Annotated in this window: 19 protein-coding genes, 1 tRNA gene and 1 pseudogene; 14 read left to right on the top strand and 7 right to left on the bottom strand. The window is 69.5% G+C overall.

Translation table 11 applies throughout. The features are described from left to right. Positions 1 to 60: 60 nt before the first annotated feature. The 4 genes from desA to ACFY9S_RS01185 are packed head-to-tail and all read left to right on the top strand — an operon-like array spanning position 61 to position 5078. On the top strand, positions 61 to 1503 hold the full coding sequence (desA, locus tag ACFY9S_RS01200) for a lysine decarboxylase DesA (protein ID WP_391121156.1): 1443 nt from the start codon (positions 61 to 63) through the stop codon (positions 1501 to 1503). Then, positions 1487 to 2764, top strand: a complete 1278-nt coding sequence (locus ACFY9S_RS01195; protein ID WP_391121154.1) for a SidA/IucD/PvdA family monooxygenase — start codon at positions 1487 to 1489, stop codon at positions 2762 to 2764. Before desA ends, ACFY9S_RS01195 begins: the two co-directional genes overlap by 17 nt. Next, positions 2761 to 3312, top strand: a complete 552-nt coding sequence (locus ACFY9S_RS01190; RefSeq protein ID WP_391121152.1) for a GNAT family N-acetyltransferase — start codon at positions 2761 to 2763, stop codon at positions 3310 to 3312. Before ACFY9S_RS01195 ends, ACFY9S_RS01190 begins: the two co-directional genes overlap by 4 nt. Then, positions 3309 to 5078 carry an IucA/IucC family protein gene (locus ACFY9S_RS01185; protein WP_391121150.1) on the top strand — a complete coding sequence of 590 codons (1770 nt, stop codon included), beginning with the start codon at positions 3309 to 3311 and terminating at the stop codon, positions 5076 to 5078. Before ACFY9S_RS01190 ends, ACFY9S_RS01185 begins: the two co-directional genes overlap by 4 nt. A gap of 169 nt (positions 5079 to 5247) precedes the next feature. Here ACFY9S_RS01185 and ACFY9S_RS01180 read toward each other — a convergent pair whose 3' ends face one another. After that, entirely contained in the window at positions 5248 to 6783 is a 1536-nt protein-coding gene (locus ACFY9S_RS01180; RefSeq protein ID WP_391122884.1) for a family 20 glycosylhydrolase, read from the bottom strand. A gap of 148 nt (positions 6784 to 6931) precedes the next feature. On the opposite strand from ACFY9S_RS01180, the gene ACFY9S_RS01175 reads away from it, so the two are divergent. Beyond that, the gene (locus tag ACFY9S_RS01175; RefSeq protein ID WP_391121148.1) at positions 6932 to 7813 is read left to right on the top strand and encodes a DUF4429 domain-containing protein; all 882 of its coding nucleotides are present in this window, start codon (positions 6932 to 6934) and stop codon (positions 7811 to 7813) included. A gap of 57 nt (positions 7814 to 7870) precedes the next feature. Here ACFY9S_RS01175 and ACFY9S_RS01170 read toward each other — a convergent pair whose 3' ends face one another. Both ACFY9S_RS01170 and ACFY9S_RS01165 read right to left on the bottom strand, forming a co-directional pair. Then, entirely contained in the window at positions 7871 to 9100 is a 1230-nt protein-coding gene (locus ACFY9S_RS01170) for an RNA-guided endonuclease TnpB family protein (RefSeq protein ID WP_391121146.1), read from the bottom strand. A gap of 174 nt (positions 9101 to 9274) precedes the next feature. Further along, positions 9275 to 9536: pseudogene (locus tag ACFY9S_RS01165) on the bottom strand (phosphoesterase); the annotation flags it as partial. A gap of 73 nt (positions 9537 to 9609) precedes the next feature. On the opposite strand from ACFY9S_RS01165, the gene ACFY9S_RS01160 reads away from it, so the two are divergent. Continuing rightward, entirely contained in the window at positions 9610 to 9867 is a 258-nt protein-coding gene (locus ACFY9S_RS01160; RefSeq protein ID WP_030838058.1) for a hypothetical protein, read from the top strand. Between the two features lie 12 nt (positions 9868 to 9879). Beyond that, positions 9880 to 11697, top strand: coding sequence for a glutamine--fructose-6-phosphate transaminase (isomerizing) (glmS, locus tag ACFY9S_RS01155; RefSeq protein WP_391121143.1), 1818 nt, complete (start codon positions 9880 to 9882; stop codon positions 11695 to 11697). A gap of 174 nt (positions 11698 to 11871) precedes the next feature. Here the strand turns inward: glmS and ACFY9S_RS01150 are convergent, their stop codons facing one another. Both ACFY9S_RS01150 and ACFY9S_RS01145 read right to left on the bottom strand, forming a co-directional pair. After that, entirely contained in the window at positions 11872 to 12432 is a 561-nt protein-coding gene (locus ACFY9S_RS01150) for a GPR1/FUN34/YaaH family transporter (RefSeq protein ID WP_391121140.1), read from the bottom strand. 115 nt (positions 12433 to 12547) lie between these two features. Further along, positions 12548 to 13075 carry a universal stress protein gene (locus tag ACFY9S_RS01145; protein WP_391121137.1) on the bottom strand — a complete coding sequence of 176 codons (528 nt, stop codon included), beginning with the start codon at positions 13073 to 13075 and terminating at the stop codon, positions 12548 to 12550. Between the two features lie 305 nt (positions 13076 to 13380). Between ACFY9S_RS01145 and ACFY9S_RS01140 the strand changes: the two genes are divergently transcribed. From ACFY9S_RS01140 to ACFY9S_RS01115, 6 genes are all read left to right on the top strand, one after another. Further along, positions 13381 to 13713, top strand: a complete 333-nt coding sequence (locus ACFY9S_RS01140; protein ID WP_161366500.1) for a hypothetical protein — start codon at positions 13381 to 13383, stop codon at positions 13711 to 13713. Between the two features lie 377 nt (positions 13714 to 14090). After that, positions 14091 to 15326, top strand: a complete 1236-nt coding sequence (locus ACFY9S_RS01135; protein ID WP_391121134.1) for a helix-turn-helix domain-containing protein — start codon at positions 14091 to 14093, stop codon at positions 15324 to 15326. Between the two features lie 104 nt (positions 15327 to 15430). After that, complete coding sequence (gene orn, locus ACFY9S_RS01130) at positions 15431 to 16033, top strand: oligoribonuclease (protein WP_391121131.1); 603 nt, start codon at positions 15431 to 15433, stop codon at positions 16031 to 16033. A gap of 116 nt (positions 16034 to 16149) precedes the next feature. Beyond that, positions 16150 to 16222, top strand: a tRNA-His gene (locus ACFY9S_RS01125). 97 nt (positions 16223 to 16319) lie between these two features. After that, positions 16320 to 17510: an MFS transporter gene (locus tag ACFY9S_RS01120; RefSeq protein ID WP_391121129.1), complete on the top strand. Its 1191-nt coding sequence runs from the start codon at positions 16320 to 16322 to the stop codon at positions 17508 to 17510. 105 nt (positions 17511 to 17615) lie between these two features. Next, positions 17616 to 18146: an NUDIX domain-containing protein gene (locus tag ACFY9S_RS01115; RefSeq protein WP_391122881.1), complete on the top strand. Its 531-nt coding sequence runs from the start codon at positions 17616 to 17618 to the stop codon at positions 18144 to 18146. A 119-nt stretch (positions 18147 to 18265) separates the two neighbouring features. Here the strand turns inward: ACFY9S_RS01115 and ACFY9S_RS01110 are convergent, their stop codons facing one another. Both ACFY9S_RS01110 and ACFY9S_RS01105 read right to left on the bottom strand, forming a co-directional pair. Beyond that, a complete protein-coding gene (locus ACFY9S_RS01110) occupies positions 18266 to 19321 on the bottom strand; it encodes a substrate-binding domain-containing protein (protein ID WP_391121126.1) in 1056 nt (351 codons plus the stop codon). Between the two features lie 243 nt (positions 19322 to 19564). Beyond that, a complete protein-coding gene (locus ACFY9S_RS01105) occupies positions 19565 to 20812 on the bottom strand; it encodes an RNA-guided endonuclease TnpB family protein (protein WP_391121123.1) in 1248 nt (415 codons plus the stop codon). 345 nt (positions 20813 to 21157) lie between these two features. On the opposite strand from ACFY9S_RS01105, the gene ACFY9S_RS01100 reads away from it, so the two are divergent. Further along, positions 21158 to 22480, top strand: a complete 1323-nt coding sequence (locus tag ACFY9S_RS01100) for an extracellular solute-binding protein (RefSeq protein ID WP_391121120.1) — start codon at positions 21158 to 21160, stop codon at positions 22478 to 22480. Positions 22481 to 22483: the final 3 nt, after the last annotated feature.

The following is a 22483-nucleotide window of genomic DNA, read 5'->3' as shown; positions in this document are numbered from 1 at the left end:
GACGCCGGAGACCAGCCCACCCCGTCCCACACCGGACTGTCCCCACCGGAGGACCCCCACATGCGCTCGCACCTGCTCAACGACACCACCGCGGAGCAGTACCGCCGCTCCGTGACCGACGGAGTCGAGCGGGTGGCCGCCAAACTCGCCACCACCGACCGGCCGTTCACCGGCATCACCGTCGACGCCCTGGCCCCGCGCATCGACGAGATCGACCTCGACCAGCCGCTGCACGACACCACGGCGGTACTCGACGAACTGGAGGACGTCTACCTCCGGGACGCGATCTACTTCCACCACCCCCGTTACCTGGGCCACCTCAACTGCCCGGTCGTCATCCCGGCCGTGCTCGGCGAGGCCGTCCTGTCCGCCGTCAACTCCTCCCTCGACACCTGGGACCAGTCGGCCGGCGGCACGCTCATCGAGCGGAAACTGATCGACTGGACGACCGAGCGGATCGGCCTCGGCCCGGCCGCCGACGGCGTGTTCACCTCCGGTGGCACCCAGTCCAACCTCCAGGCACTCCTGCTCGCCCGCGAGGAGGCCAAGACGGACACTCTCGCCGACCTGCGCATCTTCGCCTCCGAGGTCAGCCACTTCAGCGTGAAGAAGTCCGCGAAGCTGCTCGGCCTCGGCCAGGACGCCGTGGTCTCCATACCCGTCGACCACGACAAGCGCATGCAGACCGTCGCACTCGCCCGCGAGCTGGAACGCTGCGAGCAGGACGGCCTCGTCCCCATGGCCGTCGTCGCCACCGCCGGCACCACCGACTTCGGCTCCATCGACCCGCTGCCCGAGATCGCCGAGCTGTGCGAGCAGTTCGGCACCTGGATGCACGTCGACGCGGCGTACGGCTGCGGCCTGCTCGCCTCCCTGAGGCACCGGGACCGCATCAGCGGCATCGAACGCGCCGACTCGGTCACCGTCGACTACCACAAGTCCTTCTTCCAGCCGGTGAGTTCATCGGCCGTGCTCGTGCGGGACGCCGCCACCCTGCGCCACGCCACCTACCACGCCGAGTACCTCAACCCGCGCCGCATGGTGGAGGAGCGCATCCCCAACCAGGTGGACAAGTCCCTGCAGACGACCCGCCGCTTCGACGCCCTCAAGCTGTGGATGACCCTGCGGACCATGGGCGCCGACGGCATCGGGCAGCTCTTCGACGAGGTGTGCGACCTGGCTCGGGAGGGCTGGCAGCTGATCGCCGCCGACCCGCGCTTCGACGTGGTCGTCCGGCCGAGCCTGTCCACCCTCGTCTTCCGCTACATCCCGGCGGCCGTCACCGACCCCTCGGAGATCGACCGCGCCAACCTCTACGCCCGCAAGGCCCTGTTCGCCTCCGGTGACGCCATCGTCGCGGGCACCAAGGTCGGCGGTCGCCACTACCTGAAGTTCACCCTGCTCAACCCCGAGACGCAGGCGTCCGACATCGCCGCCGTCCTCGACCTGATCGCCGGCCACGCCGAGCAGTACCTGGGAGAGTCCCTTGACCGCGCGTCCTGAACACCCGACCAGAACCCATGACTTCGTGGGGATCGGGCTCGGCCCCTTCAACCTCGGCCTGGCCTGCCTGACCGAGCCGATCGACGAGCTCGACGGCGTCTTCCTGGAGTCCAAGCCCGGCTTCGAGTGGCACGCGGGCATGTTCCTGGACGGCGCCCACCTCCAGACCCCGTTCATGTCGGACCTGGTCACCCTCGCCGACCCCACGTCCCCGTACTCCTTCCTGAACTACCTGAAGGAGAAGGGCCGGCTGTACTCGTTCTACATCCGCGAGAACTTCTACCCGCTGCGCGTCGAGTACGACGACTACTGCCGCTGGGCCGCGGGCAAACTGAGCAGCATCCGCTTCGGCACCACGGTCACCGAGGTGACGTACGAGGACGAGCTCTACGTCGTGAGGACCACCGCCGGCGACACCTACCGGGCCCGTCACCTGGTCCTCGGCACCGGCACCCCGCCCCACATACCCGAGGCCTGCCAGGGCCTGGGCGGCGACTTCTCCCACAACTCCCGCTACCTGGACAACAAGGCGGAGCTGCAGAAGAAGGACTCGATCACGCTGGTCGGCTCCGGCCAGTCGGCCGCCGAGATCTACCACGACCTGCTCGGCGAGATCGACGTCCACGGCTACCGGCTGAACTGGGTCACCCGCTCCCCGCGCTTCTTCCCGCTGGAGTACACCAAGCTCACGCTGGAGATGACGTCCCCCGAGTACGTCGACTACTTCCGCGAGCTGCCCGAGGCGACCCGCTACCGTCTCACGGCCGAGCAGAAGGGCCTGTTCAAGGGCATCGACGGCGACCTCATCAACGAGATCTTCGACCTGCTGTACCAGAAGAACCTCGGCGGCCCCGTCCCCACCCGGCTGCTCACCAACTCCGCCCTGACCAGCGCGCGCTACGAGAACGGCACGTACACGCTCGGCTTCCGCCAGGAGGAACAGGGCAAGGAGTTCGAGCTGGACTCCCAGGGCCTGGTCCTGGCCACCGGCTACCGGTACACCGAGCCGGAGTTCCTGGCCCCGGTCAAGGACCGCCTGGTCTACGACTCCCACGGCAACTTCGACGTCGCCCGCAACTACGCCGTCGACGTCACGGGCCGCGGCATCTTCCTGCAGAACGCCGGCGTCCACACGCACAGCATCACCAGCCCGGACCTGGGCATGGGCCCGTACCGGAACGCGTACATCATCCGCGAGCTGCTCGGAAGCGAGTACTACCCGGTGGAGAAGGCGATCGCGTTCCAGGAGTTCGCCGTATGAGCGCCACCACCGGCATCGGAACGCTCACCGTCCGCCCCCTCGACCCCCTGAGGGACGCCGAGCTGCTGCACTCCTGGGTCACCCACCCCAAGGCGGCCTACTGGATGATGCAGGACGCGAAACTCCAGGACGTCGAACGCGAGTACATGCGGATCGCCGCCCACGAGCACCACCACGCCTACCTGGGCCTGCACGAGGGCCGGCCGGCGTTCCTGATGGAGAAGTACGACCCCCGGTACGTCGAGCTGACCGGGCTGTACGACCCGGAGCCCGGCGACGTCGGCATGCACTTCCTGGTCGCGCCGACCGACCGGCCGATCCACGGCTTCACCAAGGCCGTCATCACCGCCGTGATGGACGAGCTGTTCGCCGACCCGCGCACCCGCCGGGTCGTGGTGGAGCCCGACGTGAGCAACAAGGCAGTCCATGCGCTCAACGAGGCCGTCGGCTTCCTGGCAGAGCGCGAGATCGACAAGCCGGAGAAGCGCGCGCTGCTGAGCTTCTGCACGCGTGCACAGTTCCTGGCCGCCCGAGGAGTAGCCGTATGACCCTGTCCGACGCCGTGGCGCACCTGTCCCCCCACCGCTGGGCGCGGGCCAACCGCCTCCTGATCCGCAAGGCCCTCGCCGAGTTCGCGCACGAGCGGCTGATCACCCCCGAGGAGGACGGGGAGCAGTACGTCGTCCGCAGCGACGACGGCCTGACGAGCTACCGCTTCTCGGCGGCCCGCCGGGCCCTCGACCACTGGCAGGTGGACGCCGAGTCGATCACCCGGAACCGGGACGGCGCCGAACTCCCGCTCGCAGCCCTCGACTTCTTCATCGAACTGCAGAAGTCCCTGGGCCTGAGCGACGACATCCTGCCGGTGTACCTGGAGGAGATCTCCTCCACCCTCTCCGGCACCTGCTACAAGCTCACCAAGCCGGACATCACGGCGGCCGAACTCGCTCGCGGCGACTTCCAGGCCATCGAGACCGGCATGACCGAGGGGCACCCCTGCTTCGTCGCCAACAACGGGCGGCTCGGCTTCGGCATCCACGAGTACCTGTCGTACGCACCCGAGACGGCGAGCCCGGTCCGGCTGGTGTGGCTGGCCGCGCACCGGTCCCGGGCCGCGTTCACGGCCGGTGTCGGCATCGAGTACGAGTCGTTCCTGCGCGAGGAACTGGGCGCGGAGACCGTCGAGCGCTTCCACGGCGTCCTGCGCGACCAGGACCTGGACCCGGCCGACTACCTGTTCATCCCGGTCCACCCCTGGCAGTGGTGGAACAAGCTCAGCGTCACCTTCGCCGCCGAGGTGGCCCGCAGGCACCTGGTGTGCCTGGGCGAGGGCGACGACGAGTACCTGGCCCAGCAGTCCATCCGGACCTTCTTCAACAGGACCAGCCCGGAGAAGCACTACGTCAAAACCGCCCTGTCGGTCATCAACATGGGCTTCATGCGCGGTCTGTCGGCGGCCTACATGGAAGCGACCCCGGCGATCAACGACTGGCTGGCCCAGCTCATCGAGGGCGACCCGGTGCTGCGGTCCACGGGCCTGTCGATCATCCGGGAGCGGGCGGCCGTCGGCTACCGGCACCTGGAGTACGAGCAGGCGACGGACCGCTACTCGCCCTACCGCAAGATGCTCGCCGCGCTGTGGCGGGAGAGCCCGGTGCCGTCCCTCGAGGAGGGCGAGTCCCTGGCCACCATGGCGTCCCTGGTCCATGTCGACCACCAGGGGGCGTCCGTGGCGGGCGCGCTGATCGAGCAGTCGGGCCTCACGCCGAAGCAGTGGCTGCGCCGCTACCTCCAGGCCTACTTCACGCCCCTGCTCCACAGCTTCTACGCCTATGACCTGGTGTTCATGCCGCACGGGGAGAACGTCATCCTCGTGTTGAAGGACGGGGTCGTCGAGCGCGCGATCTACAAGGACATCGCCGAGGAGATCGCGGTCATGGACCCGGACGCGGTGCTGCCGCCGGCGGTGGAGCGGCTGCGCGTGGAGGTCCCGGAGGACAAGAAGCTCCTGTCGATCTTCACGGACGTCTTCGACTGCTTCTTCCGCTTCCTCGCGGCGCACCTCGCCACCGAGGGCATCCTGGAGGAGGACGACTTCTGGCGCACGGTCGCCGAGGTCACCCGTGCCTACCAGGACTCGATGCCCGGACTGGCCGACAAGTTCGAGCAGTACGACATGTTCGCCCCCGAGTTCGCCCTCTCCTGCCTCAACCGCCTCCAACTCCGCAACAACGAACAGATGGTCGACCTGTCGGACCCGTCCGGCGCCCTCCAGCTGGTCGGCAGTTTGAAGAACCCGATCGCGGAGTTCTGACCCACAGACAGACGGGCACCCCGGAGTACGGTCCTCCGGGGTGCCCGTCATTCGCCTCAGGGGCGCGCCTTTCAGGGGCGCGGGGCGCGCCTTTCAGGGGCGCGGGGAACTGCGCACCTTCAGGGGCGCGGGGAACTGCGCAACCAGCCCCCACCGGCCCGCAGAGACATCACCGCCCGGCGGCACCCCACGGAACCTGCGGCGACCGATACCACTCGATCCCCAGCGCATCCCACCGCTCAGCCTGCGCAGCAAGCCGCCCCTTGTACCGCTCCCAGTCATGCGTACCGGCCGGCGACCACCCCAGCTCCGCAACGCCCGGCAACCGCGGAAACGCCATGAACTCGATGTGCTCGGAGTTCTCAAGGGTCTCCGACCACATCGGCGCCTCGACGCCCCGCACCGCACCATCCGGCACCCCCGCCAGATACGCCCCGGGGTCCCAGTCGTACGACCGCCGCACCTCGACGTACCCCGCCCAGGACAGCCCCAGCGGCGTCTCCTCGGTGTACTTCATGTCGAGGTACACCCGGTCCGCCGGGGACAGAATCACCCCGGTCCCGCTCTGTGCGGCCTTCGCGACCCGCGCCTTCTCCTCGGCGCTGGTCCCGTCCAGACCCCAGTACTGGACGAGGGCCCCCTTCGCCGGGGTCGCCCCGGTCAGCTGGTGCCACCCGACCACGGTCTTGCCGTACTTCGCGACGATCGGCTGCACCCGCTCCATGAACCTGACGTAGTCCTCATGGCTGGTGGAGTGCGCCTCGTCGCCCCCGATGTGGAGGTAGCGGCCCGGCGTGAGCGCGGCGAGTTCCCGGATCACGTCGTCCACGAAGTCGTACGTGATCTCCTTGCCGACGCACAGCGAGCTGAAGCCGACCTCCGTGCCGGTGTAGAGCGGCGGTGCCACACCGTCGCAGTTCAGGCCGGCGTAGGAGGCGAGGGCCGCGTTGGTGTGGCCGGGCATGTCGATCTCGGGCACGACCTCCAGGTAGCGGGAGGCGGCGTAGCGCACGATCTCCTTGTAGTCGGCCTTGGTGTAGAAGCCACCGGGGCCGCCGCCGACCTCCGTCGAGCCGCCGTGTTCCGCCAGGCGCGGCCAGGAGTCGATGGCGATGCGCCAGCCCTGGTCGTCGCTGAGGTGCAGGTGCAGCTTGTTGATCTTGTAGAGGGCCAGCTGGTCGATGTAGCGCTTGACCTGGTCGACGGTGAAGAAGTGCCGGGAGACGTCGAGCATGGCGCCGCGCCAGCCGTAACGGGGGGTGTCCGTGATCGTGCCGCCCGCGACCAGCCACGGGCCGGGCTGGACGGAGTCCTTCTCGACGGCCGCCGGGAGGAGCTGGCGCAGGGTCTGCACGCCGTGGAAGAGGCCGGCGGGCCGGGCGGCGGTGATGGTGACGCCGCCCCGGCCGCTGTCGAGCCGGTACCCCTCGGCGCCGAACGGGCCCTCGGCGACGCGCAGCCGGATGCCGCCCGCGCCCTGGGCGGTGACGGGGAGGCGGTAGCCGGTCGAGGGGCGCAGGATCCTCGCGAGGTACTCGCCGACGCCCCGGGCCTCCCTGGAACCGTCGACCCGTATGTGCGTGCCGCGGGTGATCCGGTACGGGGATCCGCCCGGGTCGGCGGAGGCGGGGGCGGGGACCACCCGGTCGAGCGGGGTGGGCGATGCCGCCGGTGCGGGAGCGGCGCCGGTCACCGAGGCGGTCATCGCGACCAGCAGCAGGGAACCGAGCAGGCGGAGCGTTCTGCGGTGCTGTCTCACACGGCCATCTTCCACAAACGTGTCCCTTCACGAGCCGTTGAGCTCCAAGAGGTCTGGACCACTCTCTCGCGAGGCAGGTGGAACAATCCAGCCCATGGTGGAAATCATCCAGAAGGACGGCACATGGGCCTTCGACGGGGACGCACTGCGGCTGACACCAGGACGGGACAAGAACGTCAGCCTGCTGCGCAAGGAGCTGGGTGAACTGGTCGTGCCGTTAGGGGCGTTGGCCGGTATCTCCTTGGAGCAGGGCAAGAAGTCGGGGCGCCTCAGGCTCCGGCTGCGCGACGGTGCCGACCCGCTGCTGCACGCCACCGGCGGCCGGCTCACCGAGCCCCACGACCCGTACCAGCTGATCGTGGAGTCCGACCGCTACGGGGTCGCCGAGTACTTCACGGACGAGGTCCGCAACGCGCTGCTCCTGGACCAGGTCCCCGCCGGGCCGGTCGACACGTACCTGCTGCCGGGCCCCTCCGTCCCCCTGTCGGTCTCCGCCGGGGACGGCACCGCCGGTTTCGACGGTGAGCGCATACGCCTGGAGTGGAACTGGAAGACGGAGGACGCCAAGGCCGCCGCTGGCTCCCGCACGCTCGCGCTCGCCGACATCACGGGCGTGGAGTGGCACCCGGCGGCCGGCCTGGAGAACGGCCATCTGCGCTTCACCGTGCGGCACGCGCCCACCAAGGCCCCGCCCAAGTACGACCCCAACGCCGTGGAGCTGTGGGGCTTCAGGAAGGACCCGCTGATGGCACTGGTCGCGGCGGCGGTCCAGGCCAGGCTTCCGCACCCGGCCCGGGCCGCCGACGACCCGGTGGACGCACGACCGGAGCTGCCTTCCGCTCCGGTCGCGTCCGCCGAGGACGATCACGACGCCCTGTTGCGCCGCCTGCGCGAGCTCGGTGATCTGCACCGCACGGGCGTGCTGACGGACGAGGAGTTCGCCCTCGCCAAGCAGGCGGTCCTCAAGCGCATTTGACATGCTCCTCGGGCTGAAGCCCGAGGATTCTGGCCGTCCTCACCTGTTGCTGTGCCGCTACGCGGCACAGGTTCGGGTGGGGGTTCCATGGCTTCCTGTTTCTTCGCGCTGTGCCGGGACGAGTCCCGGTCTTACCGGCGCTCCGCAGGCCGATGCCGCCAGTCCGGCGGCCTGTTTGACGTTGATCGCGGCGTTGTGGTCGCGGTCGTGGAGGGTGCCGCAGGCGGGGCAGGTCCATTCCCGTACGTGCAGGGGTTTGGGTCCGTCCCGATGCCCGCAGGTGGAGCACACCTGGCTGGTGGGCTCGAACCGGCCGATCTTGACGAAGGCCCGCCCGTATCGCTGCGCCTTGTACTGAAGTATGGCCACGAACTGCGACCAGCCCGCGTCATGCACACTCTTCGCCAGACAGGTGCGCGCCAGTCCCGAGACCGCCAGATCCTCCACCGCGACCGCTTGGTTCTCGCGAATCAACTGAGTGGAGAGCTGGTGGTGAAACTCTTTGCGCGCGTCAGCCACGGCCGCGTGAGCACGGGCGACCTTCGAGCGGGCCTTGGCCCGGTTCTTCGATCCCTTCTGTTTGCGGGACAGCTCCCGCTGGGCTTTCCTCAGCTTCTTCTCCGCGCGGCGCAGAAACCGTGGGGAACAGATTTTCGTCCCGTCGGAGAGGACCGCGAAGTGTGTGAGCCCCAGATCGATGCCGACGGCGCTGCCTGGCTCCGGCTCATTCCAGCGCGCCCGGTCCGTTTCGGAATCGGTGTCGATGACGAACGAGGCGAAATACCGCCCCGCCGAGTCCAGGATCACCGTCACACTGGAGGGCACGGCGGGCAGGACCCGCGACCACGTGACCCTCACGTCACCGATCTTCGGCAGGGACAGCCTCCCCGTCTCGGCGATCTTCCAGCGGGCGCTGGCGGTGAACCGGATCGACTGCCGGGTGTCCTTACGCGACTTGAAACGCGGCGCACCCACCCGCTTCCCCTTGCGCTCCCCTTTGTGGGAGGCGAAGAAGTTCTTGTACGCGCCCTCCACATCCCGTAAAGACTGCTGCAGCACCACCGAGGAGACCTCACCCAGCCAGCAGCGCTCGGCCGTGTGCCGGGCCTGGGTGATCAGCCGTTTCGACAGCTCGGCCGCGTTCGGGAACGGCAGGCCCGCGGTGCGGGCGTCCTCCCGGGCCCGTACCGCGTCGTTGAACACCACCCGTGCACACCCGAACGCCCTGGCCAACGCGGCGCGTTGACCGGGCTCCGGGTACAGGCGGAAGGCGTACCGAAGCTGCATTCGATGATCGTACGAACACACACCACTCGATGTCGCCGGGAACACCCGTTCCCCACCTCACCCCCATGACGCGGTGTCCGGCTCCGCCGGAACGACACCGCGACGCTCCGCGCCGCCGTCACGAGATTCGCTTCACCACCGGGCTGAAGCCCGATGCACTGCGAATGAAGCTCGGTGGCGCACCCGGGACCATGCCACTGTCTCGTTCTGCTTGCCGCCCTTGACGTTGACGAACGAGGCCACGGAGTCCACGTCGTGCTCGTTGCCCTCGTGCGACAGCGGGGCGCTGAACGCGTAGAGGCTGCGGCCCGCCGCACCGGCCGTCACATAGACCACGCCGTCGGTCTCGGGGTAGGCCGTGCCGCCGATCGGGAGCTTCTTGGTGACCTTGTTCCCCTTGATCACGTCGGTGCGCTCGCAGGTGGTGGTTGTGACCCCACCCACAGGCACCTGCCCGAAAACGGGCAGAATTCTTGCGAAAGTGCCGCCGGTACCCCAAGATCTAGCGAGTGCACGACGAACTCGTTGATCATCTGACGCGGTCCACGGCCCTCGGCCGGGGCGAGGCGCTGCGTGTGATCCAGGACGTGCTCGCCTACTTCGACGAGACGACCGAGGAATACGTCCGTCGCCGCCACCGCGAGCTCCAGGCCCAGGGCCTGGTCAACGCGGCGATCTTCGAACGGATCGAGGCGGACCTCAAATACCGCGCGGTGGCCCCGCCGGAGCTCTCGCTCCGGCAGCTGCGGCGCATCGTCTACGGCTAGGAATACGTATACATGTGCGGAATCGTCGGTTACATCGGGAAGCGTGATGTCGCGCCCCTCCTCCTGGAGGGCCTCCAGCGGCTGGAGTACCGCGGCTACGACTCCGCGGGGATCGTCGTCACGTCCCCGAAGACGTCCGGCCTGAAGATGGTCAAGGCCAAGGGCCGCGTCCGCGACCTGGAGGCCAAGGTCCCGGCCCGCTTCAAGGGCACGACCGGCATCGCCCACACCCGCTGGGCCACCCACGGCGCCCCGTCCGACGTCAACGCCCACCCGCACATGTCGGCCGACAACAAGGTCGCCGTCGTGCACAACGGCATCATCGACAACGCCTCCGACCTGCGCCGCAAGCTGGAGGCGGACGGCGTCGAGTTCCTCTCCGAGACCGACACCGAGGTCCTCACCCACCTCATCGCCCGCGCGCAGGCACCCAAGCTGGAGGACAAGGTCCGCGAGACCCTCCGGCTCGTCGAGGGCACGTACGGCATCGCCGTCATGCACGCCGACTTCCCCGACCGGATCGTCGTCGCCCGCAACGGCTCCCCGGTCGTCCTCGGCATCGGCGAGAAGGAGATGTTCGTCGCCTCCGACATCGCCGCGCTGGTCGCCCACACCCGCCAGATCGTCACCCTCGACGACGGCGAGATGGCCACCCTCAAGGCCGACGACTTCCGCACCTACACCACGGAGGGCACCCGCACCACGGCGGAGCCCACCACCGTCGAGTGGGAGGCCGCCTCCTACGACATGGGCGGCCACGACACCTACATGCACAAGGAGATCCACGAGCAGGCCGACGCCGTGGACCGCGTGCTGCGCGGCCGCATCGACGACCGCTTCTCCACCGTGCACCTGGGCGGCCTGAACCTGGACGCCCGCGAGGCCCGGCGGATCCGCCGCGTGAAGATCCTCGGCTGCGGCACCTCGTACCACGCGGGCATGATCGGCGCCCAGATGATCGAGGAGCTGGCCCGCATCCCCGCCGACGCCGAGCCGGCCTCCGAGTTCCGCTACCGCAACGCGGTCGTCGACCCCGACACCCTCTACGTCGCGGTCTCCCAGTCCGGCGAGACCTACGACGTGCTGGCCGCCGTACAGGAGCTGAAGCGCAAGGGCGCGCGTGTCCTGGGCGTGGTGAACGTGGTCGGCTCGGCGATCGCCCGCGAGGCGGACGGCGGCATCTACGTGCACGCCGGCCCCGAGGTCTGCGTCGTCTCCACCAAGTGCTTCACCAACACCACGGTCGCCTTCGCCCTCCTCGCCCTGCACCTGGGCCGCACCCGTGACCTCTCGGTCCGCGACGGCAAGCGCATCATCGAGGGCCTGCGCAAGCTGCCCACGCAGATCGCCGAGATCATGGAGCACGAGGAGGACGTCAAGAAGCTGGCCCTGCAGTTCGCCGAGGCCCGCTCGATGCTCTTCATCGGCCGCGTCCGGGGCTACCCGGTGGCCCGCGAGGCCTCCCTGAAGCTCAAGGAGGTCTCCTACATCCACGCGGAGGCCTACCCGGCCTCGGAGCTCAAGCACGGCCCGCTGGCCCTGATCGAACCGGCCCTGCCGACGGTCGCGATCGTCCCCGACGACGACCTGCTGGAGAAGAACCGCGCCGCCATGGAGGAGATCAAGGCCCGCAGCGGCAGGATCCTCGCGGTGGCCCACCAGCACCAGGAGAAGGCCGACGAGACGATCGTCGTCCCGAAGAACGAGGACGAGCTGGACCCGATCCTGATGGGCATCCCGCTCCAACTCCTCGCCTACCACACGGCCTTGGCCCTGGGCCGCGACATCGACAAGCCGCGCAACCTCGCCAAGTCGGTGACGGTTGAATAGCAAACCCCTGACCACCGAAGCGATAATTGAGGGACCACCGCGGCGAGCAACCACGTCCGCGAGAGCGGCGCCGGTTTAGGCGCAAAGAGAGGACGGACCCCGACGTGCTGCCACCATGGCACGGGGGGTCCGTCTCAGTCGCCGGGAAGCCGCCCAACCCCCCGGCCCGCGCAGCTAACCGGTGGCCGTCACGCCCCGGCCGGCAGCGCGTCGCGGAATCACCGTGGGCCAGTGCGCCAGCGCCGCGGTCGCCGCGTACCAGGCCACCGCGCCCGCGGCGACGGCGAACCAGCCGCCGACCTTGGTGAGCCCGCCGTTGCCGGCGAACTCGGCGACCGCCATGAGCAGCAGGGCGACGAAGAACAGCCCGTACATCACCTGACCGAGCTGCTCCCCGCCCGCGAGCGTCATGGACAGCGCCATCAGGGCGAACAACAGCAGGAACATCCCTGCTCCGTTGCCGGAGGCACCGTCGGACACGGCCCAGGTGAACCACAGCGCCCCGAGAACCGAGAACGCCGTGCCACCGGCGGCGTCACCCTCCCGCAGGGCCACCAGCCCCGCGACGAAGAGCGCGATGCCGCCCACGTACTGGGCGATTGACGCGGCGTCAGCGGCCGACACACCGTCGATCACGGCGGTATGCCCCAGCCCGAAGGCCAACAGGGTGATTCCCAGGGCGAGTCGACCGGCCACGGTCGTGATTCCGTTTCCCGCGGAGACGTCTTTGTCCACGGCGGGCTCCCTTCGTGCTTGTGCAGTTGTGCGGTGTTCCGTATATGCCCTTCACAAGGGCACAAACACCTCTACGCGTGAGTAGATTCACGGGGGCACGAGGGGAGTTGAACGCTCAGGGAATGACGATGACGGGCCGCTGCGCCCGCTTGGCGAGCCGCCCGGCGACCGAGCCGAAGATGCGGCCCACGAGACCGTGGGTGGACCCGACGACGATCGCGTCGGCCTCGTACTCCCGGCCGACCTCTTCGAGTTCGTGGCAGATGTCCCCGCCGCGCTCGACCAGGATCCAGGGCACCTCGGCGAGGTAGTCCGCACACGCCAGTTCCAGACCGAGCACCTCGGTGCGGTGGTCCGGCACGTCCACGAACACGGGCGGTTCACAGCCGGCCCACACCGTGGTCGGCAGCCGGTTGGCGACGTGCACGATGATCAGGCCCGAGCCGGAGCGATGGGCCATGCCGATCGCGTACGCCAGGGCGCGCTCACTGGACATGGAGCCGTCGAAGCCGACGACGACCCCGTGCTTGAAGGCGGGGTCGCAGGAATGGCGTGACTCTTCCGCCGCCAGGGGCTCGGCCGCCGTGTGATCGGCGACGGGCCGCTTGCGGTCCGCTGGTTCGAAGAATTCGTGACCGGCCATGGCTGTCTCGGCGTTGTGATCCTTATATGGGGGACAACAGTGTGCGGCGGAGCTGTGTCCGGGAATGGTCTTCCCACCCCCATACCCCCAAGGGTACGGCGGCACGCCTCCTTGGCCCAGATCCCGCTCACGGTGCGTGTGGGTTCCAGGGAGCATGCACGAGGCACCGCCCGTAACGCAATGGTTGCTGCGCTGTACAGGCGGTTTGCACGGGATTCACTGACCTGAGGAGGTCATCCGGGCAGCCAGTGACCGACGCCGCCGCCACGCGTTGAACCCGGAGAGTCACGCCCCAGGGAGCACGCATGTCCGGACCCCGCCCCGCCGCCGAGGCGGACCGCGCGACCCCGCCGCCGCGGGACACCGCGACGGATGTGGTTCGCTGGGCTGCCTTCAGTTGCCTGCTCGTCCCGGTGGTGCTCCTCGGCTACGGCGCCTCTCTGGCCGGCGCCGCCGGCACGGCCCTCGGGCTGGCGGCCGTCACGGGCGCCTGCCGGGTCCTGCTGCGCCAGTCGGAGCGCGGCGCGGCGCGGCTCGCGGCCGAGGACCGGGCACCCCACCGGGGCCGGCGCCACCGCACCGGAACCGGGTCCCACCGTGGCGGACGGCACACCGGGGGAGATACACCGGTCGGCTGACCGGTTTCAGCGCACGCGCACGTCACTTTTCAGCCAACTTCACGCCCCTGTGCATCCCCTGCTCCCTCCACCCCCCAACCCCCGTTCGACCTGCACGGAAAGGGCCTCAGGGGGTCCGCGCACCCTACGTGGATTGGCCACTGCGACAAGGCGCACTTCCCTGCACGCCCCACGAGTGCAACGCTTCGTGATCGAATGCTTCACGCCAAGTTGCCAAGTCGACAATGTGCCGAGTGCCGAACCGGCCACTCCGGCACGACGGGACACAGTAGATTCGATCTTGACTGTCTACGGCGGGGGACTCGTGCAGGACCGAGGGGAAACGTGCAGGAGCGACACAACCGAGGAGCCGCGACCACCGAGGGGGGCTTAGCAGTATGAGCCACGACTCCACTGCCGCGCCGGAAGCCGCGGCCCGGAAACTTTCCGGGCGACGCCGCAAGGAGATCGTCGCGGTGCTGCTGTTCAGCGGCGGCCCCATCTTCGAGAGTTCCATACCGCTGTCGGTGTTCGGGGTTGACCGCCAGGACGCCGGCGTACCGCGCTACCGACTGCTGGTGTGCGGGGGCGAGGACGGTCCGCTACGGACCACCGGGGGACTCGAACTCACCGCACCACATGGCCTGGAAGCGATCTCGCGCGCGGGCACGGTCGTCGTACCGGCCTGGCGTTCGATCACTTCTCCGCCACCGGACGAGGCGCTCGACGCACTGCGCCGGGCCCACGAGGAGGGCGCCCGCATCGTCGGGCTGTGCACCGGCGCCTTCGTCCTCGCGGCGGCGGGCCTGCTGGACGGCCGCCCCGCGACGACACACTGGATGTACGCACCGACGCTGGCCAAGCGCTATCCGTCGGTGCACGTGGACCCGCGCGAGCTGTTCGTCGACGACGGCGACGTGCTGACGTCGGCGGGTACCGCCGCGGGCATCGACCTGTGCCTGCACATCGTGCGCACGGACCACGGCAACGAGGCGGCCGGGGCCCTGGCCAGGCGGCTCGTCGTGCCGCCGCGCCGCAGCGGCGGGCAGGAGCGCTACCTCGACAGGTCTTTACCAGAGGAGATCGGCGCCGACCCGCTCGCCGAGGTCGTCGCCTGGGCGCTGGAGCACCTCCACGAACAGTTCGACGTGGAGACCCTGGCGGCACGCGCGTACATGAGCCGGCGTACGTTCGACCGCCGCTTCCGCTCGCTGACCGGGAGCGCCCCGCTGCAGTGGCTGATCACGCAGCGGGTGCTCCAGGCGCAGCGCCTGCTGGAGACGTCGGACTACTCGGTGGACGAGGTGGCGGGGCGCTGCGGCTTCCGGTCGCCGGTCGCCCTGCGCGGGCACTTCCGCCGCCAGCTGGGCTCGTCCCCGGCCGCGTACCGGGCCGCCTACCGCGCCCGGCGCCCGCAGGGCGAGCGGCCCCAGGACACCGAGAGCGCCCCGGGCGGCCACGGGCCCGGCATGCCGGGTCACGCCGGGCACCCGGGCCAGCCCGGACAGGCACCGACCCCGCTCCACCCGGAGCACCCGGTGCCGCTGCAGTCCCGCCGCACGGCGGCGGCGAACGCGGTCGGCCAGTCCCCGGCCCTGTCGGCCAGCCTGCCCGGGCAGCGCAGCGCGCCCTGATGCGGTAGCCGAGGGGCCCGCGAGGAGCACGTCTCCTCGCGGGCCCCTCGGCTTTCCCGGCACGGGCGGCCCGGCCGGTGGCGGCGGGCCGTAAGGTTAGACACATGAACGATCGCATGGTGTGGATCGACTGCGAGATGACCGGCCTCTCGCTGTCGGACGACGCGCTCATCGAGGTGGCCGCCCTCGTGACCGACTCCGAGCTGAACGTGCTCGGGGAGGGCGTGGACATCGTCATCCGGCCGCCGGAGCAGGCGCTGGAGACGATGCCGGACGTGGTGCGTCACATGCACACCGCCTCCGGGCTGCTCGAAGAGCTCGCCGCCGGAACCACCCTGAAGGACGCCGAGGACCAGGTCCTGACGTACGTGAGGGAGTTCGTCAAGGAGCCGGGCAAGGCGCCGCTGTGCGGGAACTCCGTCGGCACCGACCGCGGTTTCCTGCTGCGCGACATGCCGACGCTGGAGAGCTACCTCCACTACCGGATCGTCGACGTGTCGTCGGTCAAGGAGCTGGCCCGCCGCTGGTACCCGCGGGCGTACTTCAACAGCCCGCAGAAGAACGGCAACCACCGTGCGCTCGCCGACATCCGCGAGTCGATCGCGGAGCTGCGGTACTACCGCGAGGCCGTGTTCGTCCCGCAGCCCGGGCCCGACTCGGACACCGCGAGGACGATCGCGGCGAAGCACGTTCTGCCTGCTCAGTAAGGCCGCCCGGGGCCCCGTCGAGGGGCGCCGCGAAAGCCGGGCGCGAGCACCCCTTCGGACCCTGTACACTTTTTCTCGGCCGGTCAGGGAAGTCACTGACCTCCAAGCCGGTCATGGTGGGTGTAGCTCAGCTGGTAGAGCACCTGGTTGTGGTCCAGGATGCCGCGGGTTCAAGTCCCGTCACTCACCCTGAGTAATCAGCCGGTGGCTTCGTGAAGAAGCCACCGGCTGAAGCTTTTTGCGCGCCTCTCCGGGGCGGCGCGGCGCTCTGGCTACCGTCGGCGGCATGGACGGTCGACGCCCAGGATGGCGCGCGTGTGTGCTCAGCGGGGCGGTGTTCGCCGTCTGCATGGCCGGCACCACGCTGCCGACTCCCCTCTACCCCCTCTACCAGGACAAGTTCGGCTTCTCCGAGCTGACGGTCACCGTGGTGTACGCCCTCTACGCCTTCGCCGTGATCGGTGTCCTGCTGCTGGTCGGCAACGCCTCGGACGCCGTGGGCAGGCGCCCGGTGCTGCTGTGCGGCCTGGGTTTCGCGGCGCTGAGCGCCGTCTGTTTCCTGTGCGCCACCGGCCTCGGCTGGCTCTACGCGGGGCGGCTGCTGTCGGGCCTGTCCGCCGGGCTGTTCACCGGCGCCGCCACGGCGTACGTGATGGAGCTGGCACCCGAGGGCGGCGCCTCCCGGGCCACGTTCGTGGCGACGGCCGCCAACATGGGCGGGCTGGGCTGCGGGCCTCTGCTCTCCGGGCTGCTCGCGCAGTACGCCGCATGGCCGCTGTACCTGCCGTTCGTCACCCATCTCGCCCTGGTGGCCGCCTCGGCCGCAGTGCTGCTGAGGCTCGCGGAGACGGTGCGGGAACGGCAGCCGCTGCGCACCGTGCGCCCGCAGCGGCCCGCGCTGCCCCCGCAGGTGCGCGCGGTGTTCGGCCCCGCCGCCACCGCCTCCTTCGTCGGCTTCGCCCTGTTCGGGGTGTTCACCTCGGTCAGCCCGGCCTTCCTCACGGAGTCCCTGCACGTGGACGACCACGCCGTGAGCGGCCTGATCGTCGCGCTGGCCTTCTTCTCCTCGACGGCCGGGCAACTGGTGGTCGGCCGGGTCGGCGTACGGCGCTCCCTCCCGCTGGGCTGCGCCGGGCTCCTCGCCGGGCTGGCGCTGCTCGCCGGCGCGCTGCGGTGGGACCAGATGTCCCTGCTGATCGCCAGCGCGCTCGTCGGCGGAGTCGGCCAGGGGCTGGCGTTCCGCGGTGCCCTCGCCGACGTGGCCGAGGCCTCTCCCGAACACCGGCGTGCGGCGGTGATCTCGACCCTGTTCGTGGTCGCCTACACGGGCATCTCCGTGCCCGTGATCGGCGTCGGCCTCCTGACCGGCCCGATCGGCCTGGAAGGCGCGGGGCTGGTGTTCATCGCCTGCATGGCCGTCCTGGTCGTGACGGCGGCGGTATATCTGCTGCGACGGCCCGACCCGGCCCGGGTCTGAGCGCGTGCGATCGTGGGCCCCATGGACGAGCTGGTAGAGGCGAGCCCGTGCGAGCGCGGGCCCCTGGACGAGCTGGTGGAACCGAGCCCGTGCCATCGTGAGCCCGTGGGCGAGCTGGTGGAACGGGTCGACGAGCGGGACCGGGTGCTTGGGGTGGTCGACCGGGACGAGGCGATCCGCAACGGCTGGCTCCACCGGATCGCGACCACGGTGTGCCGTGATCCGCACGGGCGGGTGCTGGTACATCGCAGGCCGGAGCACGTGTCGCGGTTTCCGGGACACCACGACTGGCTCACCGGCGGGGCCGTCGAGGTCGGCGAGTCGTACGAGGAGGCGGCGGCCCGGGAGCTGACCGAGGAACTGGGCGTCCGGACGCGGGTGCGTTTCGTCTTCAAGTTCCTCTGCCGAGGGGCGATCAGCCCGTACTGGCTCGGGGTGCACGAGGCCGTCCTGACGGAACCTCTTACTCCCGACCCGTCCGCGATCGCCTGGCACGGCTGGTTCGACCAGCCGGAGCTCCGGGAGGCGCTCCGGACGCGGCTGTTCGTGCCCGACGGGATGGAGGCCCTGCGGCGCCACCCCGACCTCGCCTCACCGACCGCCGCCACGCGGCAGCGAACTCCCCCACTCCGGTGAACCGTTCAGCCGGTTCGGGGCGAACGGCCCGGCCCACCACCGCCGGTTGCTCGGATGTGCCCGGCGGGCGCGTCCTCGTCACCCGCGTCCAGGAGGAGGCGGAGGGAGCGGGCGGCCCGTCACGACGACGACCGCGACACCAGCTCCGTGGCCAGGACCATCTGCCGGCGCTCCAGGCCCCGGGACGCGAGCGGGCGGCGGTCGGCGACCTCGGTGAGCAGGAGGTCTATCATCCGGCGGCCCATCTCCTCGATGGGCTGGCGGACGCTGGTCAGCGGCGGCTCCATGTGACGGGCGATGGCGGAGTCGTCGTAGCCGACGAGCGCCACGTCATCCGGGATGCGGCGGCCCGCGTCGCGCAGCGCCCGGCGGGCTCCGGCCGCGGTGACGTCGGAGGCGGCGAAGACCGCGTCGATGTCGGGGTGGCGCTCGAGCAGGGCCGCCATGGCCCGGTGTCCGCCCTCCTCGGTGAAGTCGCCCGCCTCGATCATCCCCTCGTCCGCCCCGAGACCGGCGTCGCTCATGGCCTCGCGGTAGCCGTCGACACGGCGCTGGGCGCCGTAGACGTCGAGGCGGCCGGTGATGTGGGCCACCCGGGTCCGGCCCCGGGACAGCAGGTGCTCGACGGCCTGGCGGGCGCCGCCGTAGTTGTCCGAGTCGACCGACGGCAGGGTCTCCGCCGACGAGCGCGGGCCGCTGATCACCGCCGGGATCTCCAGCTGGGCCAGCAGGTCCGGCAGCGGATCGTCCGCGTGCACCGAGACCAGCAGGACGCCGTCCACGCGGTGGGCCGCCAGGTACTGGGCGAGGCGGGCGCGTTCGCGATCACTGCCCGCGAAGATCAGCAGCAGCTGCATCTCCGTGTCGGACAGCGCGGCCCCGACGCCCTTCAGCATGTCCGAGAAGTACGGCTCCGCGAAGAACCGGGTCTCCGGCTCGGGCACGACCAGCGCGATCGCGTCCGTACGGTTGGCGGCCAGGGCGCGGGCCGCGGTGTTGGGGACGTAGCCGAGCTCCGCGACCGCCGCCTCGACGGCCGCACGCGTCGTGTCGCTGACCCGGGGCGAGCCGTTGATCACCCGCGAGACGGTGCCGCGGCCGACACCGGCGCGCGCCGCCACCTCTTCGAGGGTGGGCCGGCCACCACTTCGGCCCCGCGCTCCGTGGGTTGCCATGGGCTCCGCCTTCCCGTCCACACCCGCACTCTGCGACTGGCCTGGAATTTAACAGGCTCGTTGGCCGTGACGCCCGATGCCGAGGGCTCACCGCCCCCGGCCTTCCGTTTCGGCCCAACGAGCCGGAACGACCGGTGGTCCGACTGGCTCGATGCAACCGGCCCGGGACTCCGACACCGCCCGAGCGGTTTCTTCTTTCTGTCAGCCGCAGGTTCGCTGTACCTGGGCTGACAGCCCGATAAGTCAGCTGCCTGTCGCTACTGCCGTCAGACTTGCGTTGCGGGCACCACTGGCTGTGGTGTTCCGCCTGCGTCCAGCCGTCCCTTGTCCAGGAACGGCAGAGGCCACTGACCGGGCCCCGCGTCGCCACAACTGCCACGCCCGAGCGCGGATGTTGCGGGAGCTGTTCCGGTCCGCGTGATCAACGAATCCGCACGACCGGCAAGCGAAGCTGGCCTGCGAGACCCGGTTCGCTGTGTCCACATGCCCGCACTCGGCGCACGTGCGCGAGGTGTACGCCGGATCGACGAACACTACTGGCACCCCCGCCCGACGAGCCTTGTAGGCAATGAAGCGTCCCAGCTGGGCGAAGGCCCAACCGTGGAGTGTGGCCCGTTGGGGCTTTCTCAGCCGTACCCGCTCGCGGATGCCCTTCAGGTCTTCAAGAGCAATTCCACGACCGGTGCGTTCAGCCTCGGCCACGACATGCTTCGCGATCTTGTGATTGATGTCCCGCGTTCGGCGAGCTTCCTTACGACGTCGACGCCTGGCACGACGCTTGGCCGATGCGGTGTTCTTCCTTCTCAGCTTGCTCCGCAGGGCGCGGTCCCGCGCTCTGCAGCGATTGATGTGCCGTCCCGACAAGATCTCGCCGTCACTGGTGGCAGCGATGTTCACGATGCCCAGGTCCACTCCGAGGAAGTCGACGGGTTCGCCGTGGGCCACGCTCTCCGGGACTTCGCACGTGGCCAGCAGAAACCACATGCCGTCCCGGTATGCCAGGTCCGACTCGCCCTTCCGGTAGCGAGCGAGGGTTTCCAGGTGCTGCTGGCTACCGGTGAAGGCGACCCCCTTGAGCCGCCCCTCGACAGTCCAGACGGACACCGTGCGTGCTTCTGTCTGCCATGACAGCATGCGATCGTCATACGGCTGGGCCGACTCCGCACGGAAAGCGATCGGTCGATGCACGGTTCCGCAGAGAGCCCTTAATCCCCTCTTGGCGCCACTGGATGCCTTCAGACTTGCACGCAGGACCGTGTAGGCGTCGGACACCTTCTTGATCACGTGCTGGGCGGCCTGGGCCCCCAACCCCCAGCGGCCCCTCACCTCGCCATAGCACTGTTTGCGCAGGGTGAAGTTCTTGAAGGCGTCAGATTGGAAAGCCACATCGGACACCCAGCGAGCGGCTTCGTTGCAGACGCGCAGCGTCGCCCGGAGCGCAGCCTCCTGCTCCGGCGTCGGCAGGAGCTTGACCTGGACCACCATTTTCACCTCACGGACGCTACGGATGGGCGGGGCGCTTCGCATGCGAACAGATCAACCTCCTTCGAACGAGCGACTGTCCGACCATCGCCCCCCACCTCTCGCCAACAGGGCCGAACCTCCCGGGACATGGCCGCGGCGACAGAAATGTCTCGAAGCTATATAGGGCTGTCCGGTCCCTTGACACCCCCGCCGCGACCGGGGACTCTTCAACACATCACCGGTGGGAGCGCTCCCACGCTACCTGACACATACACAACCCGCACGTTCCCCGCCCGAGCCTTTAAGCGCGTAAAACGGTCCGACGATGCAGTTGGCCGGGGGGTCGGCACGTCAGGGCAACAGGAGGACGACATGCGAGCACGCATCCGAACCGCCCGCAAGGCGATGGTCGTCGCGGCCGTCGCGTCGCTGGGCGCCGGGCTGCTGGCCGGCTGTGCCGACGACGGCGGAGGCGACGGCTCGTCGGGCGGCAGCGGCGGCGACAGCGGCGGCAAGACCAAGATCACTCTGGGGCTCTTCGGCACCTTCGGGTTCGAGGAGGCCGGCCTCTACAAGGAGTACGAGAAGCTCCACCCGGACATCGACATCCAGCAGACGGTCGTCGAGCGGAACGAGAACTACTACCCCACCCTGGTCAACCACCTGACCACCAACAGCGGCCTGCAGGACATCCAGGGCGTCGAGGTCGGCAACATCGCCGAGATAGTCAAGACCCAGTCCGACAAGCTGCTGGACCTCTCCAAGTACGGCAAGAAGAGCGACTACCTGGAGTGGAAGTGGCAGCAGGCCACCACCGAGGGCGGCGAGACCGTCGGCCTGGGCACGGACGTCGGCCCGATGGCCATCTGCTACCGCAAGGACCTCTTCGAGAAGGCCGGTCTGCCCACCGACCGCGAGGAGGTCGCCAAGCTGTGGGCCGGTGACTGGAAGAAGCTGGTCCAGGTCGGCGAGGACTACAAGAAGAAGGCGCCGAAGGGCACCACCTTCCTGGACTCCCCCGGCGGTCTGCTCCAGGCGATCCTCAGCAGTGAGAAGGACCGCTTCTACGACTCCTCCGGCAAGGTCATCTACAAGTCGAACCCGGCGGTGAAGGACGCGTTCGACCTCACCGCGAAGGCCGCCGAGGACGGACTGATCGGCAACCACACCCAGTTCCAGCCCGCCTGGGACACGACGATCGCCAACAGCAAGTTCGCCGCGATGTCCTGCCCGCCGTGGATGCTCGGCTACATCAAGGGCAAGTCCAAGCCGGACGCCAAGGGCAAGTGGGACGTGGCCGCGTCGCCGAAGTCCGGCAACTGGGGCGGTTCCTTCCTGGCGGTTCCCAAGTCGGGCAAGAACGCCGAGGAGGCCGCGAAGCTGGCCGCCTGGCTGACCGCACCCGAGCAGCAGGCCAAGCTGTTCGCCGTGCAGGGCAGCTTCCCGAGCACCCCGGCGGCCTACGAGTCGGACGCGGTCAAGAGCGCCAAGAACGAGATGACCGGTGACGCGCCGATCGGCACCATCTTCGCCGCGGCCGCCAAGAGCAGCCCGGTCCAGACGATCGGCCCGAAGGACCAGATCGTCCAGCAGGGGCTGACGGACAACGGCGTCATCCTCGTCACCCAGGGCAAGTCGCCCGAGGAGGCGTGGAACACGGCCGTCAAGACCATCGACAACAACCTGGACCAGTGACCG

The sequence above is a fragment of the Streptomyces sp. NPDC012474 genome (assembly GCF_042955185.1).
Classification (GTDB): Bacteria; Actinomycetota; Actinomycetes; order Streptomycetales; family Streptomycetaceae; genus Streptomyces; species Streptomyces cahuitamycinicus.
Note: the sequence above shows the minus strand (reverse complement) of the source record. Positions and strands in the feature narration are given on the sequence as shown.

Bases quoted from the DNA above. Each gene is read 5' to 3' on its own strand.
- ACFY9S_RS01145 (WP_391121137.1), bottom strand. From the start codon at position 13,075: ATGGCCGGTCACGAATTCTTCGAACCAGCGGACCGCAAGCGGCCCGTC.
- ACFY9S_RS01140 (WP_161366500.1), top strand. From the start codon at position 13,381: ATGTCCGGACCCCGCCCCGCCGCCGAGGCGGACCGCGCGACCCCGCCG.
- ACFY9S_RS01135 (WP_391121134.1), top strand. From the start codon at position 14,091: ATGAGCCACGACTCCACTGCCGCGCCGGAAGCCGCGGCCCGGAAACTT.
- ACFY9S_RS01110 (WP_391121126.1), bottom strand. From the start codon at position 19,321: ATGGCAACCCACGGAGCGCGGGGCCGAAGTGGTGGCCGGCCCACCCTC.
- ACFY9S_RS01100 (WP_391121120.1), top strand. From the start codon at position 21,158: ATGCGAGCACGCATCCGAACCGCCCGCAAGGCGATGGTCGTCGCGGCC.
- ACFY9S_RS01120 (WP_391121129.1), top strand. From the start codon at position 16,320: ATGGACGGTCGACGCCCAGGATGGCGCGCGTGTGTGCTCAGCGGGGCG.
- orn (WP_391121131.1), top strand. From the start codon at position 15,431: ATGAACGATCGCATGGTGTGGATCGACTGCGAGATGACCGGCCTCTCG.
- ACFY9S_RS01185 (WP_391121150.1), top strand. From the start codon at position 3,309: ATGACCCTGTCCGACGCCGTGGCGCACCTGTCCCCCCACCGCTGGGCG.
- desA (WP_391121156.1), top strand. From the start codon at position 61: ATGCGCTCGCACCTGCTCAACGACACCACCGCGGAGCAGTACCGCCGC.
- ACFY9S_RS01190 (WP_391121152.1), top strand. From the start codon at position 2,761: ATGAGCGCCACCACCGGCATCGGAACGCTCACCGTCCGCCCCCTCGAC.
- ACFY9S_RS01175 (WP_391121148.1), top strand. From the start codon at position 6,932: ATGGTGGAAATCATCCAGAAGGACGGCACATGGGCCTTCGACGGGGAC.
- ACFY9S_RS01180 (WP_391122884.1), bottom strand. From the start codon at position 6,783: ATGACCGCCTCGGTGACCGGCGCCGCTCCCGCACCGGCGGCATCGCCC.
- glmS (WP_391121143.1), top strand. From the start codon at position 9,880: ATGTGCGGAATCGTCGGTTACATCGGGAAGCGTGATGTCGCGCCCCTC.
- ACFY9S_RS01170 (WP_391121146.1), bottom strand. From the start codon at position 9,100: ATGCAGCTTCGGTACGCCTTCCGCCTGTACCCGGAGCCCGGTCAACGC.